This window comes from Microlunatus endophyticus (assembly GCF_014646195.1).
In the GTDB taxonomy this organism is placed as follows: domain Bacteria; phylum Actinomycetota; class Actinomycetes; order Propionibacteriales; family Propionibacteriaceae; genus Microlunatus; species Microlunatus endophyticus.
In genome coordinates this window covers 65,262-83,510 of the sequence record NZ_BMMZ01000016.1, presented here as the reverse complement: position 1 = coordinate 83,510, position 18,249 = coordinate 65,262, and the positions used below count along the sequence as shown (strand labels likewise).

Annotated in this window: 14 protein-coding genes and 1 tRNA gene; 4 read left to right on the top strand and 11 right to left on the bottom strand. The window is 67.4% G+C overall.

The features are described 5' to 3' along the window. Positions 1–84: 84 nt before the first annotated feature. Together IEY07_RS22230 and IEY07_RS22225 are read right to left on the bottom strand one after the other, a co-directional pair. A tRNA-Thr gene (locus tag IEY07_RS22230) sits at positions 85–157 on the bottom strand. Between the two features lie 206 nt (positions 158–363). After that, positions 364–1,092, bottom strand: coding sequence for an SDR family oxidoreductase (locus tag IEY07_RS22225; protein ID WP_188898027.1), 729 nt, complete (start codon positions 1,090–1,092; stop codon positions 364–366). Between the two features lie 86 nt (positions 1,093–1,178). Here IEY07_RS22225 and IEY07_RS22220 point away from each other — a divergent pair, with 86 nt between their 5' ends. After that, on the top strand, positions 1,179–1,718 hold the full coding sequence (locus tag IEY07_RS22220) for a TetR/AcrR family transcriptional regulator (protein WP_188898025.1): 540 nt from the start codon (positions 1,179–1,181) through the stop codon (positions 1,716–1,718). Here the strand turns inward: IEY07_RS22220 and IEY07_RS22215 are convergent. The 5 genes from IEY07_RS22215 to IEY07_RS22195 form a co-directional block, all read right to left on the bottom strand. After that, positions 1,715–3,301: an alpha/beta hydrolase gene (locus IEY07_RS22215; RefSeq protein ID WP_188898023.1), complete on the bottom strand. Its 1,587-nt coding sequence runs from the start codon at positions 3,299–3,301 to the stop codon at positions 1,715–1,717. The genes IEY07_RS22220 and IEY07_RS22215 overlap by 4 nt on opposite strands. A 34-nt stretch (positions 3,302–3,335) precedes the next feature. Continuing rightward, positions 3,336–4,187, bottom strand: a complete 852-nt coding sequence (locus tag IEY07_RS22210) for a PSP1 domain-containing protein (RefSeq protein ID WP_188898020.1) — start codon at positions 4,185–4,187, stop codon at positions 3,336–3,338. A 142-nt stretch (positions 4,188–4,329) separates the two neighbouring features. After that, the gene (locus tag IEY07_RS24610) at positions 4,330–4,929 is read right to left on the bottom strand and encodes a transglycosylase family protein (RefSeq protein WP_308422969.1); all 600 of its coding nucleotides are present in this window, start codon (positions 4,927–4,929) and stop codon (positions 4,330–4,332) included. Positions 4,930–5,651: 722 nt separating this feature from the next. Beyond that, a complete protein-coding gene (locus tag IEY07_RS22200; protein ID WP_188898017.1) occupies positions 5,652–6,824 on the bottom strand; it encodes a DNA polymerase III subunit delta' in 1,173 nt (390 codons plus the stop codon). 76 nt (positions 6,825–6,900) lie between these two features. After that, positions 6,901–7,893, bottom strand: a complete 993-nt coding sequence (locus tag IEY07_RS22195; RefSeq protein ID WP_229670524.1) for a S66 family peptidase — start codon at positions 7,891–7,893, stop codon at positions 6,901–6,903. An 80-nt stretch (positions 7,894–7,973) separates the two neighbouring features. Between IEY07_RS22195 and IEY07_RS22190 the strand changes: the two genes are divergently transcribed. The 3 genes from IEY07_RS22190 to IEY07_RS22180 all read left to right on the top strand — a co-directional run bounded on the left by IEY07_RS22190 (position 7,974) and on the right by IEY07_RS22180 (position 12,167). Further along, the gene (locus tag IEY07_RS22190) at positions 7,974–9,098 is read left to right on the top strand and encodes a tartrate dehydrogenase (RefSeq protein WP_188898015.1); all 1,125 of its coding nucleotides are present in this window, start codon (positions 7,974–7,976) and stop codon (positions 9,096–9,098) included. A gap of 89 nt (positions 9,099–9,187) precedes the next feature. Next, positions 9,188–10,027 (top strand): SCO6745 family protein, encoded by an 840-nt coding sequence (locus IEY07_RS22185; RefSeq protein WP_229670523.1) that lies wholly within the window; start codon positions 9,188–9,190, stop codon positions 10,025–10,027. Positions 10,028–10,280: 253 nt separating this feature from the next. Next, positions 10,281–12,167: a beta-L-arabinofuranosidase domain-containing protein gene (locus IEY07_RS22180; RefSeq protein ID WP_188898014.1), complete on the top strand. Its 1,887-nt coding sequence runs from the start codon at positions 10,281–10,283 to the stop codon at positions 12,165–12,167. A gap of 13 nt (positions 12,168–12,180) precedes the next feature. Here IEY07_RS22180 and IEY07_RS22175 read toward each other — a convergent pair whose 3' ends face one another. The 4 genes from IEY07_RS22175 to topA form a co-directional block, all read right to left on the bottom strand. Beyond that, positions 12,181–13,320: a CopD family protein gene (locus IEY07_RS22175; protein ID WP_188898012.1), complete on the bottom strand. Its 1,140-nt coding sequence runs from the start codon at positions 13,318–13,320 to the stop codon at positions 12,181–12,183. Between the two features lie 75 nt (positions 13,321–13,395). Further along, on the bottom strand, positions 13,396–14,013 hold the full coding sequence (gene tmk, locus IEY07_RS22170; protein ID WP_229670522.1) for a dTMP kinase: 618 nt from the start codon (positions 14,011–14,013) through the stop codon (positions 13,396–13,398). A 13-nt stretch (positions 14,014–14,026) separates the two neighbouring features. Then, positions 14,027–15,433, bottom strand: coding sequence for a hypothetical protein (locus IEY07_RS22165; RefSeq protein WP_188898007.1), 1,407 nt, complete (start codon positions 15,431–15,433; stop codon positions 14,027–14,029). After that, on the bottom strand, positions 15,430–18,150 hold the full coding sequence (gene topA, locus IEY07_RS22160) for a type I DNA topoisomerase (protein WP_188898005.1): 2,721 nt from the start codon (positions 18,148–18,150) through the stop codon (positions 15,430–15,432). Before topA ends, IEY07_RS22165 begins: the two co-directional genes overlap by 4 nt. Between the last annotated feature and the right edge of the window lie 99 nt (positions 18,151–18,249).

The window sequence follows — 18,249 nt, the reverse complement described above, 5'->3', positions numbered from 1 at the left end:
ACCACCAAGAACACCCAAACCGTCACCGATGTCCTGATGCAGAACCGTCACCGATGTCCTGCGAGATGACAACTCGGCAATCTGAGCCACCTGTCGGAATCGAACCGACGACCTATTCATTACGAGTGAATCGCTCTACCGACTGAGCTAAGGTGGCGCACTCCCGGTCCGACAAGCTTTCCGGCAGCGGCAGCCAACTATATCGGCGGCACCGACGCGGGTGGAAATCGAATGCCGCCGGTCGAACCGGGCCACCCGCTGCGTGGCTACATCGGCCCCGTGGCCACCGGGGATCGTACGCAACAAGTTCAGGTGATGGAGCACGTCACCCGGGAGACGGCCGTACTGGTTGCTGGAGGATCCTCAGCCCTGTCTCGTCGGCCGGATGACCAGTTCGCCGATCTCGACATCCCAGGGCTGGTCGATCGAGAACTCGATCGCTCGCGCGACGGCATCCGGATCGATGGCGAAATCATCCATGCCCTGCTGGATTCCCGCCAGCACCTCCTCGTCGGTGATCGTGGAGGCGAACTCGGTGCGTACGTAGCCCGGAGAGATCGCGGTCGTCTTGATCGTGCCGTCCGTCGACTCCTGCCGGAGACCCTCCAGGATCGTGCGGACAGCATTCTTGATGCCGCCGTAGACCGCCATCGTCGGCAGGATCTTGAGTCCGGCGGTCGAGACGATCGTGACGAAGTGACCACGGCCTTGTCGCCCGAACACCGGGAGCGCCGCGTCGATGCCATGCAGCACACCGCGGAGGTTCACGTCGATCATCGCCTCCCACTCGTCGGTGCGCCGGGCCGACAAGCGCGAGATGGGCCCGATTCCTGCGCTGCTGACGAGGACGTCGAGCTTGCCGTACTCGGTGACGGCGCGCTGTACGAGACGCTGCAGGTCTGCAGCGTTCGTCACATCGGTCGGCACGGCCTCCGCTCGTCCGCCCGCAGCACGGATGTCGTCCACCAGCACGCCGAGCCGGTCCGTGCGTCGCGCACCGAGGACGACGGCCGCACCGGCGCGGGCCAGCCTCCGCGCCGTCGCGGCGCCGATACCGCTGCTTGCTCCGGTGATGGCGACAACCTGATCCATGGGATAGCTTCTTTCTCTGAAACGGACACTGTGTCCGGTATCAGTAAAGCGGACATCATGTCCGTTTTCAAGAAGGGTGGGCCGGCATGCGAACTGACGGGTCGCGTAACCGCGCGGCGATCCTCGATGCCGCCCGGGAGATGGTCTCCGAGCCGGGGGAACTGCATCTGAGTGCGGTCGCGAAGAAGGCCGGCGTCGGTCAGGGCACGCTCTACCGACACTTCGCCTCCCGCGACGACCTCCTCGCCGCGCTGTACACCGATGAGATCGACGACCTCGTCGACGCTGCGGAATCGTTGGTCGCCGCGCACGCCCCTGACGAGGCCCTGCGACGTTGGTTCGAACGACTGGCGGCCTACGCGCGGGTCAAGGTGGGAATCATCGAAGTGGTCGAGGCGTCGGTCTGGGCGGACATGTCTTCGACCACACACGACAAGCTCGGACGGGCGCTCACGACACTGCTCGCGGCCGGGGTCGAGTCGGGACAGGTACGGCGGGACGTCGACCCCCGTGACGTCATCCTGTTGTCGTGGTTCCTGGCCCACGTCGGCGCCGACGAGTGGCGCGATCGGGTGCCACGGCTGCTCGACGTCCTGCTCGACGGGCTGCGGACGCGCGAACGCTAGTTCGGGCAGGTGCTGCTCGCCGGCACCGTCGCACTGTCGAAGTAGTCGATCACCTTGGTCTGCACGCACCGACTCTGGTCGAAAGCCAGATGCCCGTCAGCGTCCAGGGTGATCAACCGGCTGCTGGTCAGCGCATCGTGCATGTGTTGGGCGTATTCGTACGGCGTGGCCGGGTCCCCGGTCGTGCCGAGGATCACGACCGGGGTCTGGCCCGAGTAGCTGATCTTGTGCTGGGTGTCGTTGCTGGACTTCACCGGCCACGTCGCGCAGGTCAGGTCGGGGCCGATCAGCTGGCCGAGGGTCCTTGCCCGCTGTTCGTCGGCCGCCCATGCCTTCAGCTCGGCGGCTGCACCGGTATTCGGCTCGTCAGCACACAGGATCGCCGGGAACGCGGCGTTGAACTGGTCGAAGTGCCCCGAACCGTCGCGCTCGTAATACGCATACGCCCAGCTCAGCAGCACGCTCCCGTTGTGGGCGTAGATCGCCAGCTCCAGGCCCTTGAGCAGTTGCGGCCAGCTGCTCGCCGGCGCATACAGCGCGTACAGCAGACCACTGGTCGCCAGCGCCTGACTCAGCTGTCGCTGGCCGGCGGCGATCGGATGTTGATCAAGCTGCTGCAGAAAACTCCCGACCGTCGTCAGCACCTTCTGCTTGCTGCTGCCCAGCCTGCAGTCCTGCTGCGCACACCAGGTCGCGAAGTTGCCCAGCGTGCGGTCGAATCCGTCCGCCTGGCTGACCGTCGGCGTGCTGCCCACGTCGGTGGCCCCGTCCAGGACCATCCGGCCGACCCGGTCGCCGTACATGGTCGCGTACATCGCCCCGATCGTCGTCCCGTAGGAGAAACCGAAGTAGTTCATCCGCGGTTCACCGAGCAGCCGGCGCAGCAGATCAAGATCACGAACGGTGTCGGCGGTCGAGAGGTGTTCCAGCAGCGCACCGGACTTCGCCAGGCAGGCCTGACCGAAGGCGGTGTTCAGGTTGATCAACCGCTGCACCTCTCGCGGAGTGTCCGGCGAGTAGTCGATTCCGATCAGATCGTCCATCTGCTGATCGGTGAAACACCGCACCGGCGTGGAGTTTCCGGTGCCGCGCGGATCCCAGCTGACGATGTCGAACCGGGCGCGCAGCCCGTGATCATCGAAGTAGTCGAGGAAATCGACACCGGAGGCGCCCGGTCCGCCCGGGTTGGTGAAGATCGAACCCTCCGGATGGGCAGCGGTGCTCGGCGTCCGCGCGATCGCCAGAGTGATCGCCGTCCCGTTCGGATGCGCATAGTCCAACGGCACCAGCACCGTCGCACACTGTTTGGTGCGGTCACCGTGCGTGGCGCAGGCCCGCCAGTTGATCTTCTGACCGGTGTAGCGGGACATCCCGTGACCGGACGGTGGATCGACCATGCCTGGCGGCCGGACCGACGGCACCGGCTCGACCGGACGGGCGGTCGAGCCGGCAGTGACCGGAGGGCGAGCGCCACTGGGCTGTGGGATCTTCGGCTGCGGCGGATGAGGTTGCTGGGTGCAGGCCGTGATCATCAGCAGCACCGCGACGAGCGCGTACGCCAGTCGGGTCCGTGCGCTGATCACCCGACGAGAGTACTTGGCCGGCGGTTGCGTCTGCTCAGTCCGCTGTCGGCTCCGGCTCGCCGCGGCCGCGATAGGCCGCGCGCGAGCCGCAGACCGAAGCTCGCGAACACGAGGTCACGGCACCGGAATCGCGCATCCGGACCACGACGGAATCGGCCGGCACCTGATGAGCCACCACCACGCCGTCACCCTGCTCGGTGCTGACTCGGGACCCGACGGCCGGTGCCGTCCGGGCGAATTCGGCGTACAGCGGGTGCTCGTATTTCAGGCAGCACATCAGCCGGCCGCAGGCGCCGGAGATCCGCAATGGATTGGCGGGCAGATCCTGGTCCCGGGCCATCCGCAGGCTGACCGGCTCGAAATCCTTCAAGAAGGTGGCACAACACAATTCCCGGCCACAACTGCCGACGCCCCCGGTCAGCCGGGAAGCGTCCCGGGCACCGACCTGCCGCAGGCCGATCCGCGATCTCAGCGCCCGGGCAAGATCGCTGACCAGCGATCGGAAGTCGACGCGGTGCGGAGCGGTGAAATAGACCACCACCAGTTGATCAACCTGCGGATCGTGATCAAGGTAATCGATCCCGACGACCTTCATCGCAAGGTCATGTTTCTTGATCAACTTCTTGGCGACGATCTTCGCCTCGGCACGACGCCGCCGATTCGCCGCGTCCCGTTCAAGATCATCGGCCGAGGCCTTTCCTCCACAGACGGGCAGGTCACCGAAATCCTCGCTCACCCACTCGGGTGCCCACACGCATTCGGCGACCTCGGCCCCGGAGTCGGTCGGCACCAGCACCCGGTCGCCGACGGCATAATTCTGCCCGCCGGAGTCCAAGTAGTAGAGCCGCCCGTACCGCTCGAAGCTGACGGCCATGATCTGTGCCATGGACAAGACCGTAGTAGGACAGCCCTTCGGGCGCCAGCGATCAGCCCGCCGGACGCAAGCATCCCGCGCCGGACGAACCGACGCGGGATGCTGTGTCGTGCGCGGGACGGCAGGGCCCGTCCCAGTTCGACCCGAGGTCGAATCAGAGCTCGATGGTCTGACCGACCTCGATCAGATCAGGGTTCGAGATCTTCTTGTGGTTGATGCTCCACAGGGCAAGCCAGCCGCCCTTGACGTGGTGCTTGGTCGCGATCGCGGACAGCGAGTCGCCGCCCTTGACCGTCACATGCTTGCCATTGCCCTGGTAGGCGTGCTTCGGCAGCTGGTACTGCGGTGCCGGATCGGAGTAGCTACCGGTGCTGTGCCGCGGGGTGTAGCTGCTCGAGGTGTTGGAGCTGTAGCTCTTGGTCGAGTAGCTGTGGTTGGACGAGTAGCTCTTGGTGGATCGCGACGAGCTGAAGTTGCTCGACGAGTGCGAGCTGCCGCTGTAACTGGTGGCGTTGCCGTTCGACTTCGTGAGCCCGGCACGCGGGCCACAGACCGGCCACGCACCCGCACCCTGGCCAGCCAGGACGCGCTGAGCAACAGCCTTCTGCTCGGACTTGGAGGCGTTGGCCGGATTGCCGCTGCCGCCGTACGCGTTCCAGGTGGACTGGGTGAACTGCAGGCCGCCGTAGAAGCCGTTACCGGTGCTGATGCCCCAGTTGCCGCTGCTTTCACACTGCGCCACCTGATCCCACACGTCTGCGTGAGCCGGGGTTGCGGTCGCCAGGCCGATTCCTGCAGACAGAGCGACAGCCGCTCCTGCACCCAGAACCCGCGCGGTGATCTTGGAGTTGGACAAGTCCTCTTCCCTTCCTGACCTGCGCCGGCGAGAGATGGCGTACGACGGGCTGTCAGGTGCCCGGCGCGATTGGCCGGCGAAGCGGTCTTATATGCCACTCCGTCGCCCAAGCCATTCCTCGTGGAACCGCAGTCTGCTCGGGAATTCTGACCAGGCTCACGCCCGATCGCATCCGTCGCTGACCCCCAGCGGCCCCACCCTCACCTTCGCCCGGGACTTTCCCGGCGATCGGTCCCCGAGTTCCGACGGGTCCTGACCGACGACCCGGCTGCGGTGAGGTTCGGCGCAAACCGGGTACGTGCCAGCCACACGTCTGATGCAGCTGGTAGCCCCGCCTCTTCACCGTCATCCCCGTTGATAACGTTTCGGACACGGAGCACGGCCACCGTAGGAATCGCCGGAAGGCATTGCAAATTCGGAAACGTTTGCAGGGCCGCACGCGCGAGGGTGCCCTTCAAGTCCAGTTGTAGTTTCAATCAAAGCTGCACGATTTTCGGCTCAGTTCTTGCCAAGGCTCCCGCGCGAATCGCCGAGACCACGGGATCCGCCCTTGCTGAGCAAAAAGAAACCCTGGATCGGCAGGATCCCTCTCAGGCTGGACACCGGGCCGAGCGTCTCCGTCACCCTTCGACCAGGCCGATCATCGTCGCCTCGACCGCCAGTAGCGGGGCCACATTGTTCTCCAGCGCCTCCCGGCAGCCGAGCAGAGCGTCGATCCGCCGCAGCGTCGATTCCGGTGTGGTCCGGTGCGCGTGCCGGTTGATCTGCTCGGTCAGCTCGGTGTTCACCAGCATCGCCGCGCTGCCTGTCTGGACGCTGAGCACATCGCGGTAGAAGCCTGTGAGCTCGGTCAGCGCGCGGTCGATCGCGTCCCGCTGCAGCCGTTTGGACCGGGCCCGCTGCTGCTCGGTGAGATCCTTCAGTGCAGCCTGCGCCTGCCGCGGTTTGGCGCCCTTGGTGCCGAAACCGAGCGCCTGTTCCAACTCGGCCCGCTCCCGGGCGTCCAGTTCGGCAGTCATCGAGTCGGCCTCGGCAGTGCAAGCCGAGATCAGGTCGGCCGCTGCCTCCAGGCAACCGCCGAGTCCGGTCAACCGGTCGGGGATCCGCAGGACCTGTTGCCGCCGCTCCCGGGCCTGCGGATTGCGGGCCAGCGCCCGAGCTCGACCGATGTGGCCCTGCGACGCCCGGGCCGCGTAGTCGGCCAGTTCTGCGTCGATCCCGTCGCGCGTTTGCAACAGCCCGGCCACCGCCGGGACGGTCGGGGTGTGCAGCTGCAGCGCCCGGCAACGGGAGCGGATGGTGACCACGACGTCGTCGGCGGTCGGTGCGCACAGGATCCAGACCGTCTTGGCCGCCGGCTCCTCGATGCTCTTCAGCAGTGCGTCCGCGCCACGTTCGGTGACCCGATCGGCGTCCTCGACCACCAGCACCTGGCGACGTCCGAGGGTCGGGCTCATCGCAGCCCGGCGGACCAGTTCGCGGACCTCGTCCACACCGATCGACAACTGCTCCGTCCGCACCAAGGTCACGTCCGGATGGGCGCCGGAGATCGCGGTACGGCATTGGTGGCAGTGTCCGCAGCCGCCGTCGGGGCATTGCAGGGCGGCAGCGAACGATCGAGCCGCATTGGAGCGGCCGGATCCGGGCGGGCCGGTGATCAGCCAGGCATGCGACATCGCGTGCGCTCCGCCGGCGACCGCCCGCTGCAGGATGGCGACCGGACCCTCCTGCCCGACCAGATCCGCCCAGACCCCGGTCAGCACGGACGGGGTGCTCGCTGTCGCTGACGTCATGCACCGATTCTGCCTGCCGGCGCCGACAGCCCGCCAACCGATCGGCCGGCCCAGTCGTGGCAGTCAGTCGTCGGAGTCAGTCGTCGGAGATGGTCACCGTGGAGCCGGAGGCTTCGAACCGGATGCAGGCACGCCCGCCGACTGGGAAGGTGATCAGCGGGCTGGTGTGGCCGAAATCAACTCCGGCGAGGACCGGTTTGCCGACCAGGGAGGGCTGCCTGCTGATGATCTCCTCCAGCACGTCGGTCGTCACGGCGCTGGACCGCTGGAAGCGACCGATCACGAGCCCGGTGACCCCGGGAGCGTCCGGTAGTTGGAGCAGGGAGGTGAGGTTGCGGGCGAATTCGACCGGATTGGTCAGGTAGTCGTCCTCCAGGAACAACAGTGCCCCGTCAAGTGACGGCATGCAGTCGGTCCCTTGCAGCAGGTTGAGCGTGCAGAGGTTGCCGCCGACGATCCGTCCTGATGCCACGCCGACACGCAACGGCGTCCAGCCGGGATTGGCGATGACTTCACGATGATCTTGATCCGCGAACCACGGGTCGTCGGTCCATTCCGTCGACGGCTCGAGCTCGATCGGCTCGTCGGCCATCAGCGCGGCCCCGAACCAGCGTCCGGTCGGCTCGAAATGATCACGCATGCCGAAACTCGACCAGTGCGGCCCGGAGTAGGTGATCATCCCGGTCCGGGCCAGGATCGCATTCTGCAGTGCGGTGATGTCGGAATAGCCGCAGAAGATCTTGGGATGCGCCGCGATCAGCTCCCAGTCCAGATACGGGAGCAGCTCGTTGCTGTTGAATCCGCCGATCACGGTCAGGATCCCGGCAACGTCCGGATCGGCGAAGGCCGCATGCAGATCGGCCACCCGAGAGGCGATCGGCGAACTGCGGAAGGCGTCGTCCTCGTCGACATGATCACCGAAGGTCAGCGTCAGACCAAGATCGGCAAACCGCCGGTTGATCCAGCGGGTGTTGTCGTTCTCCATGATCAGGGTCCGGGAGCGGGCCGGGGCAACGACCCGGATCGTGTCTCCGGGCTGGAGCTTGGGCGGAATGATCGTCGGCAGCACATCCGCAGGCTAGCGGCGGACGGCCGACCGCGCCCCCGTAATATCGGGCGCATCGCCGGCCACCAAGGGAGTCCCGACCGATGACAGCCGTACCGTCTGCCGCAGCCCAGCCCGCCCAGCCCACTCGGCCCGCCCAGCCCGCCGTCCACCGGATCGCCGTGATCCCGGGCGACGGAATCGGCCGCGAGGTCGTGCCGGAAGGCCTGCGCAGTGTGCGGCGGGCAGCCGAGATCTTCGGCATCGAGCTGGAATCCGAGCAGTTCGACTTTGCCAGCGTCGACTACTGGCAGCAGCACGGCACGATGCTGCCCGACGACTGGTTCGAGGTGCTGCGGGGGTTCGACGCGATCTTCTTCGGCGCGGTCGGCTGGCCGGCCGTCGTACCGGATCACGTGTCCCTGTGGGGATCGCTGATCCAGTTCCGCCGGCGCTTCGACCAGTACGTCAATCTCCGCCCGGTACGCCTCTTGCCGGGTGTGCCGGCACCGCTGGCCGATCGTGCACCGGGCGACATCGACTTCGTCGTGGTGCGGGAGAACACCGAGGGCGAGTATTCGAGCATCGGCGGCCGGATCTTCGACGGCACCGATCGCGAGACCGTGGTCCAGGAGACGGTGATGACCCGGACCGGTGTGGACCGGATCGTGGACTTCGCCTTCCAGCTGGCACAGCGACGCGGCGGTCATCTGACCTCGGCGACCAAGTCCAACGGGATCTCGATCACGATGCCCTACTGGGACGAACGGGTCGCCGCGCTGGCCGAGAACTATCCCGACATCACCGTCGACAAATTCCACATCGACATCCTGGCGGCGCATTTCGTGTTGCATCCGGACTGGTTCGACGTGGTGGTCGCCTCGAACCTCTTCGGCGACATCCTGTCCGATCTCGGGCCGGCCTGCACCGGGACGATCGGCGTCGCGCCGAGCGGCAACATCAACCCGACCGGTGAGTTCCCGTCGCTGTTCGAACCGGTGCACGGCTCAGCGCCCGACATCGCCGGGCGCGGTATCGCCAACCCGATCGGCCAGATCTGGGCGGGTTCGCTGATGCTTGATCACCTCGGGCATCCGGAGGCCGCTGCAGCGATCGTGGCAGCGGTCGAGCGGGTACTCGACCGGGGTGACCTGCGCACTCCCGATCTTGGTGGTACGGCCTCCTGCGAAGAGCTCGGCACGGCGATCGCCGAGGCGATCGCGAAGTAGCTCCCGCGAAACGTCGGATTTGCGGGGACCCGTTCGACGTCCGGATGGAGGCGATCAGCCCGGTCGCCCAGGATCCCAGGAGTGATCAGATGATGGATGCGGATCTGGAGCGGAGCGCCCGGCGGATACACGGACTCGTGGAGTCCATCCACGTCGTCACGTACTTCGCCGAGGAACCGAGCGCGGCGCTGGCGGCGCTCGGCCTGCGCGACAACTACTGGGACGGCTACTTCGCCGGCCGTGCGGCGCCGCTCGGGCGGGCCCCGGCCGAGGTTGTGCACGCGATCTTCTACAACTTCGCCGACGGCGAGGTCGCCCGCCACATCCCTCGGGTCTGGACGATCACCACACCCGAGGCCGCGCTGGCCACACGCCAGGAAGGCAGCGTCGCCGCCCTGCGGCGGATCCTCGGTCACCTCGCCGACTCGCCCGGACTCGTACGAGCCGCCGATCTCGCCACCAAGGCCGGCCTGGCTGTCCCGATCGTCGGACGTCCGCTCTACGCCGGCCTACGGCGGCTGTCCGTCCCGGATGATCCGGTAGCCAGGCTCTGGCACGCAGCCACCCTGATCCGCGAGCACCGCGGCGACGGCCACACTGCGGCACTGGTCGCCGCGGGCATCGGCGGCACCGAAGCGCACGTCCTGCACGCTCTCTTCGAGGGCACGCCGGCCGAGAAGTACGGCCGGGTGCACCACCTGCCCACTGCCCAGCTCGGAGCCGTCGTCGCCGGGATGCGCGTGCGCGGGCTGATCGACGACTCCGGGTGGCTGAGTCCGGTCGGCCGGCAGACCAAGATCGAGATCGAGGCAGCCACCGATCGGCTGGCGACTGCGCCGCTGGCAGCGCTGGACCCGGGCGAGCTGGAGCAACTGATCACCGACCTGGACACGATCTGCGCGGTCCTGGACGCGGCCGGCTCGCGTTAGTCGTATTCGGCGGAAGCTCATCAAGGGTGGCCGGAGTACTGACGTGGAGCAAGCACCTCGCCGGTGGTACCGAGCTGAAGCAAAGGCCGTGCGCGCCATCGCAAACGTGACAGTCGGGAAGCCGGCGGCCGAAGCGCTACCAGCCGCACCGTGAGTGTGCAGCCGCCGCATGGAGTCAAGGGCGCACCGTTCACCGTGCCCCCTGGGCACATGGCTTCACCGGAGCGACGACCTCCGACTACAGTCACCGCTCGTGAAGGACGTTGCCTCCCGCCTGCCGTCGGCTGCCATGCTCCCACTCGGATCGATCACCGCCCAGGGCTGGCTGCGTGATCAACTCCGGCTCCAGGCCGACGGCCTGACCGGACAACTGGAGGACATCTGGCCCGACGTCGGCCCGGCCAACGCCTGGCGCGGCGGACACGGCGACGACTGGGAGCGCGGGCCCTACTACCTCGACGGACTCGTCCCGCTGGCGTACGCCCTGGGCGACGAGACGCTGCAAGCGAAGGCCCGGCCGTGGATCGAGGCGATCCTGGCATCGCAGACCGGCGACGGCTGGTTCGGTCCTACCACCAATGACGACTGGTGGCCGCGGATGGTCGCGCTCAAGGTGCTCACCCAGCACGCCGAGGCGTCCGGCGACGAACGCGTGATTCCCTTTCTGCAAAGGTATTTCCGCTATCAGGCCGACCACCTGCCGGCCCGCCCGTTGCGGTCATGGGGCTGGGCCCGCGGAGCGGACAACAGCTTGTCGATCTTGTGGCTGTACGAGCGAACCCAGGAGGACTGGCTGCTTGATCTTGTCGACCTGATCGGCAGCCAGACGATCGACTGGAACAGCTATCTCGGCCACGATCTGATCACCGGGCCGGCGCGGATCTTCCGGCATCGTGATCACTGCGTGAATGTGGCGATGGGGCTGAAGAAGGGCGCGGTCGACTGGGCCCGGGATGGACGCGACGAGCACCGCGAGGAGACCGAGCGCGCATTCGCGAATCTCGACCGCTGGCACGGCCAGGCCCACGGTTGGTTCTCCGGTGACGAGTTCCTCGGCGGCCGCGAGGCCACGGCCGGTATGGAGACCTGCCAGGTCGTCGAGTCGATGTTCAGTTGCGAAGTGCTGGCGGCCACGTTCGCCGATGCGCTGCAGGGCGACCGGCTGGAATCGCTGGCGTTCAACCAACTGCCGGCATCCTGCGATCCGCGGATGCTGGCCCGCCAGTATCTGCAACAGGCCACCCAGATCGAAGTGTCGGTCGCGCACCGCAACTGGACCCACTCCGGAGACGACACCAACATCTTCGGGCTCGAGCCCAACTTCGGCTGCTGCACCGCCAACCTGCATCAGGGCTGGCCGAAATTCGTGTCCAGCCTGTGGATGCGGTCGATCAATGGCGGGCTGCGGTCGGTCGCGTACGCCCCGGCAAGCATCCGGACCATGATCGACGATCACGAGGTCAGTCTGGTCGTCGACACCGACTACCCCTTCGAGGAGACGGTGACGATCACCGTCGAGACCCAGAGCGCGGAACCGTTCCCGCTCCAGCTGCGGATCCCGACCTGGGCCGATCATCACCGACTCGTCGTGGACGACCTCCCGGCCGCAGACCCGGTCCAGGATGGCCACGTCGTGCTGCACCGATCCTGGCAGGGCCGGCACGTGATCGAGTTGACGTTGCCGATGGCGGTCCGGATCCAGCGTCGGGAGCGGCAGTCGGCTGCCGTCTTCTTCGGGCCGCTGTCCTTGGTCCATCCGCTGGGTGAGAACTGGATCCCGGTCGACGGAGCGCCCGGACTGGGCGAGTGGGAGATCCATCGCCGCCGCTCGTTCAACGTCGCCCTGTCGGAGCTGGAGAGCTCCGTCGCGTGGCCGGTCGCCCGCCGCCCTGTCCCGGCCGTCCCGTTCGGACTGACCGGACCGCAACCCGGTCAGGGGTCGCCGCTGATGGTCAGCGCGACCGGCGCCCGTGCGACCAGCTGGACCGCTGACGGTGCCCAGGCATCGCCACCACCCGCCAGCCCGGTTTTCGATCATGGGCCCTTCGAACGGGTCGACCTGGTGCCGTACGGGACTGCGCGGCTGCGGGTCGCCGAATTCCCGGTGATCGGGAGCTGGGACGACGCGGACGAGCTCTAGAAGCTCCGGTGTCTCACGCTTGGTTCTCCTCGACCGGTCCGGAGACCCGTGCGAAGCTCCTGGCGAACCGGCCGGCCGACCACAGGCCGAACGCGATCAATACGATCAGCAACAGGCCGAGCGCGAGCAGCCGCCCGTCGATCGGACTCGCCGGAGCGCCGGCGGCCTCCTTGCGCGCCGACCCGGACAGGAATGGTACGACCATGATCACCAGGCCGCCGATCACGGCCTCGATCCGGACGACCCTGCCGAGATGCCGGATCGCCACCTCGGCACCTCCGCGGGCGCCGAGCCGGGCGATCCTGGGTAGCAACACCTGCTGGTTGTAGCCACCGGCTACGATCATGATCAAGACCAACGTGATCTTGGTCGCCAGGAAGCGCCCGTATGGTGTGCTGAGGAACTGCCCCGGCGATCCGACGTGCTTCCAGGTCAGCCACAGTCCGGAGATCAGCACGCCGCCGACACACACCGCGGCGACGTGGCTGAACCGGCTCCAGATCGTCGACCAGATCGGGGCGACACCACCCGATCGCCGGTCCCGGACGGCCAGCAGTCCGAGTCCGAAGACGCCGCCGACCCAGACGCCGGCGGTCACGATGTGCACTTGGATCAACAGTGTCTGGACAAGATCGTCGCCGGTCAGCGCGTCGGCGGTGGTTGGCAGCGCCGAGACGGTCGTACCGAAGAGCGCGAGGACCAGACCGGCGGCGACGCCGCGGCCGCGGACCCGGCGGAACCGCGACGCCAGCAGCGCCGCACCGGCCACGACCAACAGCCCGTACTGGATCAGCGCCAGCAGGCCCGCGCTGACCCAGTCCCCGTCGTCGGCCGGGGCCGTGACGAATCGTGACATCACCGCAGGCGAGAAGGCGCCGAGGTAGTTCGGGTGATCTTCGGAGCGCGCGATCGTGACGGCGAGGTCGGCATAGCTGGCGATGATCAGGACGCCACCGACGACCGACAACACGCTCCGCATCCGGGTCCGCAGCCCGAGGCTGTCAGCACGATCCCGCCCGTCTCCCGGGCGCAGCACGAAAAGATAGGTCGCAGCCAGGCCGATGGCTGCCAGCAGCCCGGCGTCGTAACAGAGCGTGATCAGGATTCGCGGGAGCGCCGGAAGCACGTACGGCGAAGCCGAAGAAGCGTTCATATTAGGGAAGGCTAACCTAAATCTCATGACGGTACGCGTCGGCTACCCCCTGATGATCACGTTGTGGGCAGCAGGTCAGGAGTCGAGGAGACCGGCGACCCTGGTGCGGACCGCGGCAGCGACCGCGTCGCGGGAGTCTCGGGCCGGCAACACCAGGTACCGCTCCGGATCGCGTCCGGCCAGCTCGCGGAAGTGGTCCCGTACGGTCCTGTGGAAGTCGTCGCCCGCGGCCTCGATCCGGTCCCGGACGTCGATCCCGCCCATCAGCTCGGTCGGGTCACCGTCCAGCAACACGGTCAGGTCAGGCCGCAGGTCGTCGGTGGCCCACCGGGCAATGTGTTCCACCTCGGCCAGGTCGAGCACCCGGCCGGCACCCTGGTAGGCCAACATCGAATCGACGTAACGGTCGCAGACCACGACCTCGCCGCGGGCCAGCGCCGGACGGACCACCGTCTGCAGGTGGTGGGCCTTGTCCGCCGCATACAACAGCGACTCGGCCTTGGGCGCGAGGTCCCCGGTCGCCGGATCGAGCACGATGCCGCGGATCTGCCGGCCGACCGCGGTATCGCCGGGTTCGAAGGTCCGCAGATGCGGGCGCCCGGTCTCGGCCAGCCAGTCACAGAGCAGCCCGACCTGGGTCGACTTCCCGGCCCCCTCGCCGCCCTCGAAGACCACGAACAGTCCCCTGCTCACGATGCTGGTCCGCTCATGACCGCTTCCCGGCCCGGGCGGCCTTCCGCCAGGCGTCCAGGAACGCATCCCGGGCCTCGGCCTGTCGTTGCTTGTGCCGCTGGTAAGCACGCCCCAGCTCGAACGCATCGGCCGGAGTGGAGAATCGGGCCTGCCGCTGGGCATCGTCGCCCTGCTCCGCCTGAGCCCTGGCCTCGATCAGCAGTTCGATCGGGCGCCGCAGCCGACGGGCGGCCCGACGGTCCCGCTTGGCCACGACCATCCGGGCCAGCCCGTCGATCCGGGCGACCTCCTCGGCGCTGAGGGCTGCGACCGACCAGTCCTCGGTCCGCGACCGCGGACCGAGCCGGTCGGCCTCCTTGATCAACTTGGCGACCGCGTCGGCGAGCAGGCCGGCCAACGTCTCCGCTGCCGGCAGGTCCAGCGCTTCCGCCTCGACGCGGGGAGCGCGTACGGCGCTGACCAGCAACTCCAACAGCCGCAGGTAGCGCTCCCGGCGCAGCACAGAACGCACCCGATCGCCCTCGTTGCTGGTGCCCTCCAGCGCCGAGACCAGCCAGCCGAGTTCTTCGTCGATCTCGGCCAACCAGTCCGGGTCGAGTGCCGACGCAAGCCCGTTCAGGTCACCGCGCAGGCCGGACACGACCGACTGCAACAGTTCGCCGGCCTCCGGCTCATCGCCCCGGGCGGAGAGGTCGGCGGTGATCAACTCCAGCAACCTTCCGGCCAGCACCGCCTCGACAAAGGTCTCGAAGCTCGACTTCTCGTCGACCGGCCGCGGATACGGGTAGTCGGTTGGTCCCGTCGCCGGGGTCCCGAGCCGCGTCGCCAGGGCCGGGAACCCTTCGATCTGGGTGCCGCCGGCGGCGACCATCGCGCTGACCAGCCAGATCTCCTGCTCGGCCGTGAAGCTGCCGGCTGGGTCGATGGTGATCTCGCGATAGCGGGCGGTGGTCACACCGCCACGCCGGATCGTCACCCGGTCGTCCTGCAGGTAGCACAACGGTTGGTCGCCGTCGGCGGCGCGGAATTCGAAGGTCTGCCGCTCGATGCTGATCGCCGCCACCGGCCCGAGTGCGCCCCGCCGGCGGAAGGGCAGCACGATGTCGGCGATGTCGTCGGGAAGGTCACCGACTGCGAACGGCTCAACCCGCTCGGCGGGCAGCAACGGCTGCCACTCCGGCGCGCGCAGGCACCAGTCGCCACGGCCGTCGATCACCCGGTGCGCCAACTCCAGCCCGGAACGGATCATCCGATGATCGGCGACGTCCAGCAATGTCACCTCGGCTGCGTACGTGGTGTCCCGGCCGGCCAGCGCCACGACCCGGGCCAGGCCGAGGTCGGCATTGTCCAGCCGGGCGGGAACAGCCGTGAACGGGAGATCGAAGAGCAGCGGCTCTCCGGCCGGACCTGACTTGGTCACGCTTCCGTGGCCGTCGCCTTCTTGGCCGGCGCCTTCTTGGCGGTGCTCTTCTTCGCCGTGGTTTTCTTAGCTGTCGTTTTCTTGGCTGTGGTCTTCTTGGCCGCAGTCTTCCGGCCCGACCGCTTGGCCGGCGCCGGACCCTTGGCACGCTTCTCCGCCAGCAACTCCGCGGCCCGTTCGGCGGTGATCGTTTCGATCTCGTCGTCGCGGCGCAGGGTCGCGTTGTACTCCCCGTCGGTGACGTAGGCGCCGAACCGGCCGTCCTTGATCACCATCGGCTTGCCGCTGACCGGGTCGTTGCCCAGTTCCTTCAACGGTGGCTTGGCGGCGGCGCGGCCACGCTGTTTGGGCTGGGCGTAGATCTTCTCGGCCTCGTCCAGGGTGATCTCGAAGATCTGTTCCTCGCTTGCCAGCGACCGGGAATCCGTGCCCTTCTTCAGATACGGGCCATACCGGCCGTTCTGGGCGGTGATCTCGACCCCGTCCTCGCCGACCCCGACGACCCGCGGCAGGCTCATCAGCTGCAGCGCCTGGTCCAGCGTCACCGTGTCGACACTCATCGACTTGAAGAGCGAACCGGTCCGCGGTTTCGCACCCTTCGGCGCCTCTTCGTCCAGCACCTCGGTGACATAGGGACCGAAGCGGCCATTCTTCGCAACGATCATGGTGCCGGTCTCGGGATCGGTGCCGAGCTCACGCTCCTCCCCCATCGGCTTGCTCAGCAGCTCCTTGGCGACCTCGAGGGTCAACTCGTCCGGAGCAAGATCATCAGGAACCGATGCCCGGTGGCCCTCGCCGTCCTCAACGTAGGTGCCGTAGCGGCCGACCCGGGCCACCACATTCGAATCCAGATCGCCGATCGGGAAGGTCGACAGTGCGCGGGCGTCGATGTCGCCGAGCTCGTTGACCAGCTTGTGCAGGCCCTCCTGATCACCCTCGCCGTAGTAGAACTCGTTGAGCACCGAGAGACGCTCGAGATCACCATCGGCGATCTTGTCCAGGTCCTCCTCCATCTCGGCGGTGAACTGGTAGTCGACCAGATGCGGGAAATGCTGCTCCAGCAGGGTCGTCACCGCGAAGGCGAGCCAGGTCGGGACCAGCGCGGAGCCCTTCTTGAAGACATAGTCGCGGCTGGTGATCGTACGGATGATCGTCGCGTAGGTCGACGGCCGGCCGATGTTGAGCTCTTCCAGCTTGGCGACCAGCGACGGCTCGGTGTAGCGCGCCGGCGGCTTGGTCTCGTGGCCGGAGGCGGTGATCTCCTCCGGGCGCAGCGACTGACCCTGGGTCAGATTCGGCAGCCGAGTCTGTTGATCATCGGTGGCCGCATCCGCATCGTCGCGGGATTCCACGTAAGCCTTGAGGAAACCGTGGAAGGTGATCGTCCGACCGGAGGCGACGAAGGTCGCATCCTCACCCTGCTCAGGATGGGCGTTGATCCGCACCGTGACCGTGTTGCCCTCGGCGTCACGCATCTGGGAGGCGACCGTACGCTTCCAGATCATGTCGTAGAGCCGGAACTGATCACCGGTCAGGCCGGTCTGGGCCGGCGTCCGGAAGCTTTCGCCGGACGGCCGGATCGCCTCGTGCGCCTCCTGGGCACCCTTCACCTTGCTCGCGTACACCCGGGCTTTCTCGGGCAGGTAGCTGTCACCGAAGAGCCGCTGCACCTGGTCACGGGCGGCCGAGATCGCCGACGCGGACAAGGTGATCGAATCCGTACGCATATAGGTGATGTAGCCGCCCTCATAGAGATCCTGGGCGACCGACATCGTCCGCTGCGCGGTGAAACCCAGCTTGCGGCCGGCCTCCTGCTGCATCGTCGTCGTGCGGAACGGCGGATACGGGCTGCGCCGGTAGGGACGGGACTCGACGCTGGTGACCGAGAACTGCGCAACCCGCATCCGGGCCGCCAGCTCTTCGGCAGCGGCCTGGTCCAGGTGCAGCAGTTGATCATTACCCTGCTTGAGATTGCCTCGGTCGTCGAAGTCGCGGCCCTGCGCGACCCGGGCGGCACCGACATGGGTCAACCGGGCCGGGAAGAGCGGCGGATCAGCCGGTGCACCGGCATCCAGCGTTGCGTCCAGATCCCAGTAGCCGGCGCTGCGGAAAGCGATCCGCTCCCGCTCGCGGTCGACCACCAGCCGGGTGGCGACCGATTGCACCCGACCGGCGGACAGGCGGGGCATGACCTTGCGCCACAGCACCGGCGACACCTCGTAGCCGTACAACCGGTCCAGGATCCGGCGGGTCTCCTGGGCGTCGACCTTGTCGGTGTCCAGGTCACGCGGATTCTGCAGCGCCTCGTTGATCGCGTTGCGGGTGATCTCGTGGAAGACCATCCGACGAACCGGCACCGTGGGCTTGAGCTCCTCGAGCAGGTGCCAGGCGATCGCCTCGCCCTCACGGTCGTCGTCAGTGGCCAGCAGCAACTCGTCCGCGCCGGCCAGCGCCTGCTTCAACTGCTTGATCGTCGTCCGCTTGTCCGGGGACACGACGTAGATCGGCTGGAAGCCGTTGTCGACGTTGATTCCGGTCCGGGCCCACTTCTCGCCCTTGTACTTGGCGGGGACCTCGGATGCGCCGGTCGGCAGGTCCCGGACGTGACCGCGCGAGGACTCGACGACGAAACCGTCGCCGAGATACCCGGCGATCGTCTTCACCTTGGTCGGCGACTCGACGATCACCAAGCGGTGCCCGGAACCGTTGCTTGCCACTCCTGCCCTCTCCCACTGCGTGCTGCCTACAAGTTGCGCAGTCAACTACTACATCTGTCACACCCGTGCGCCATCCGAGTCCGTCACCTCCGGCACGCT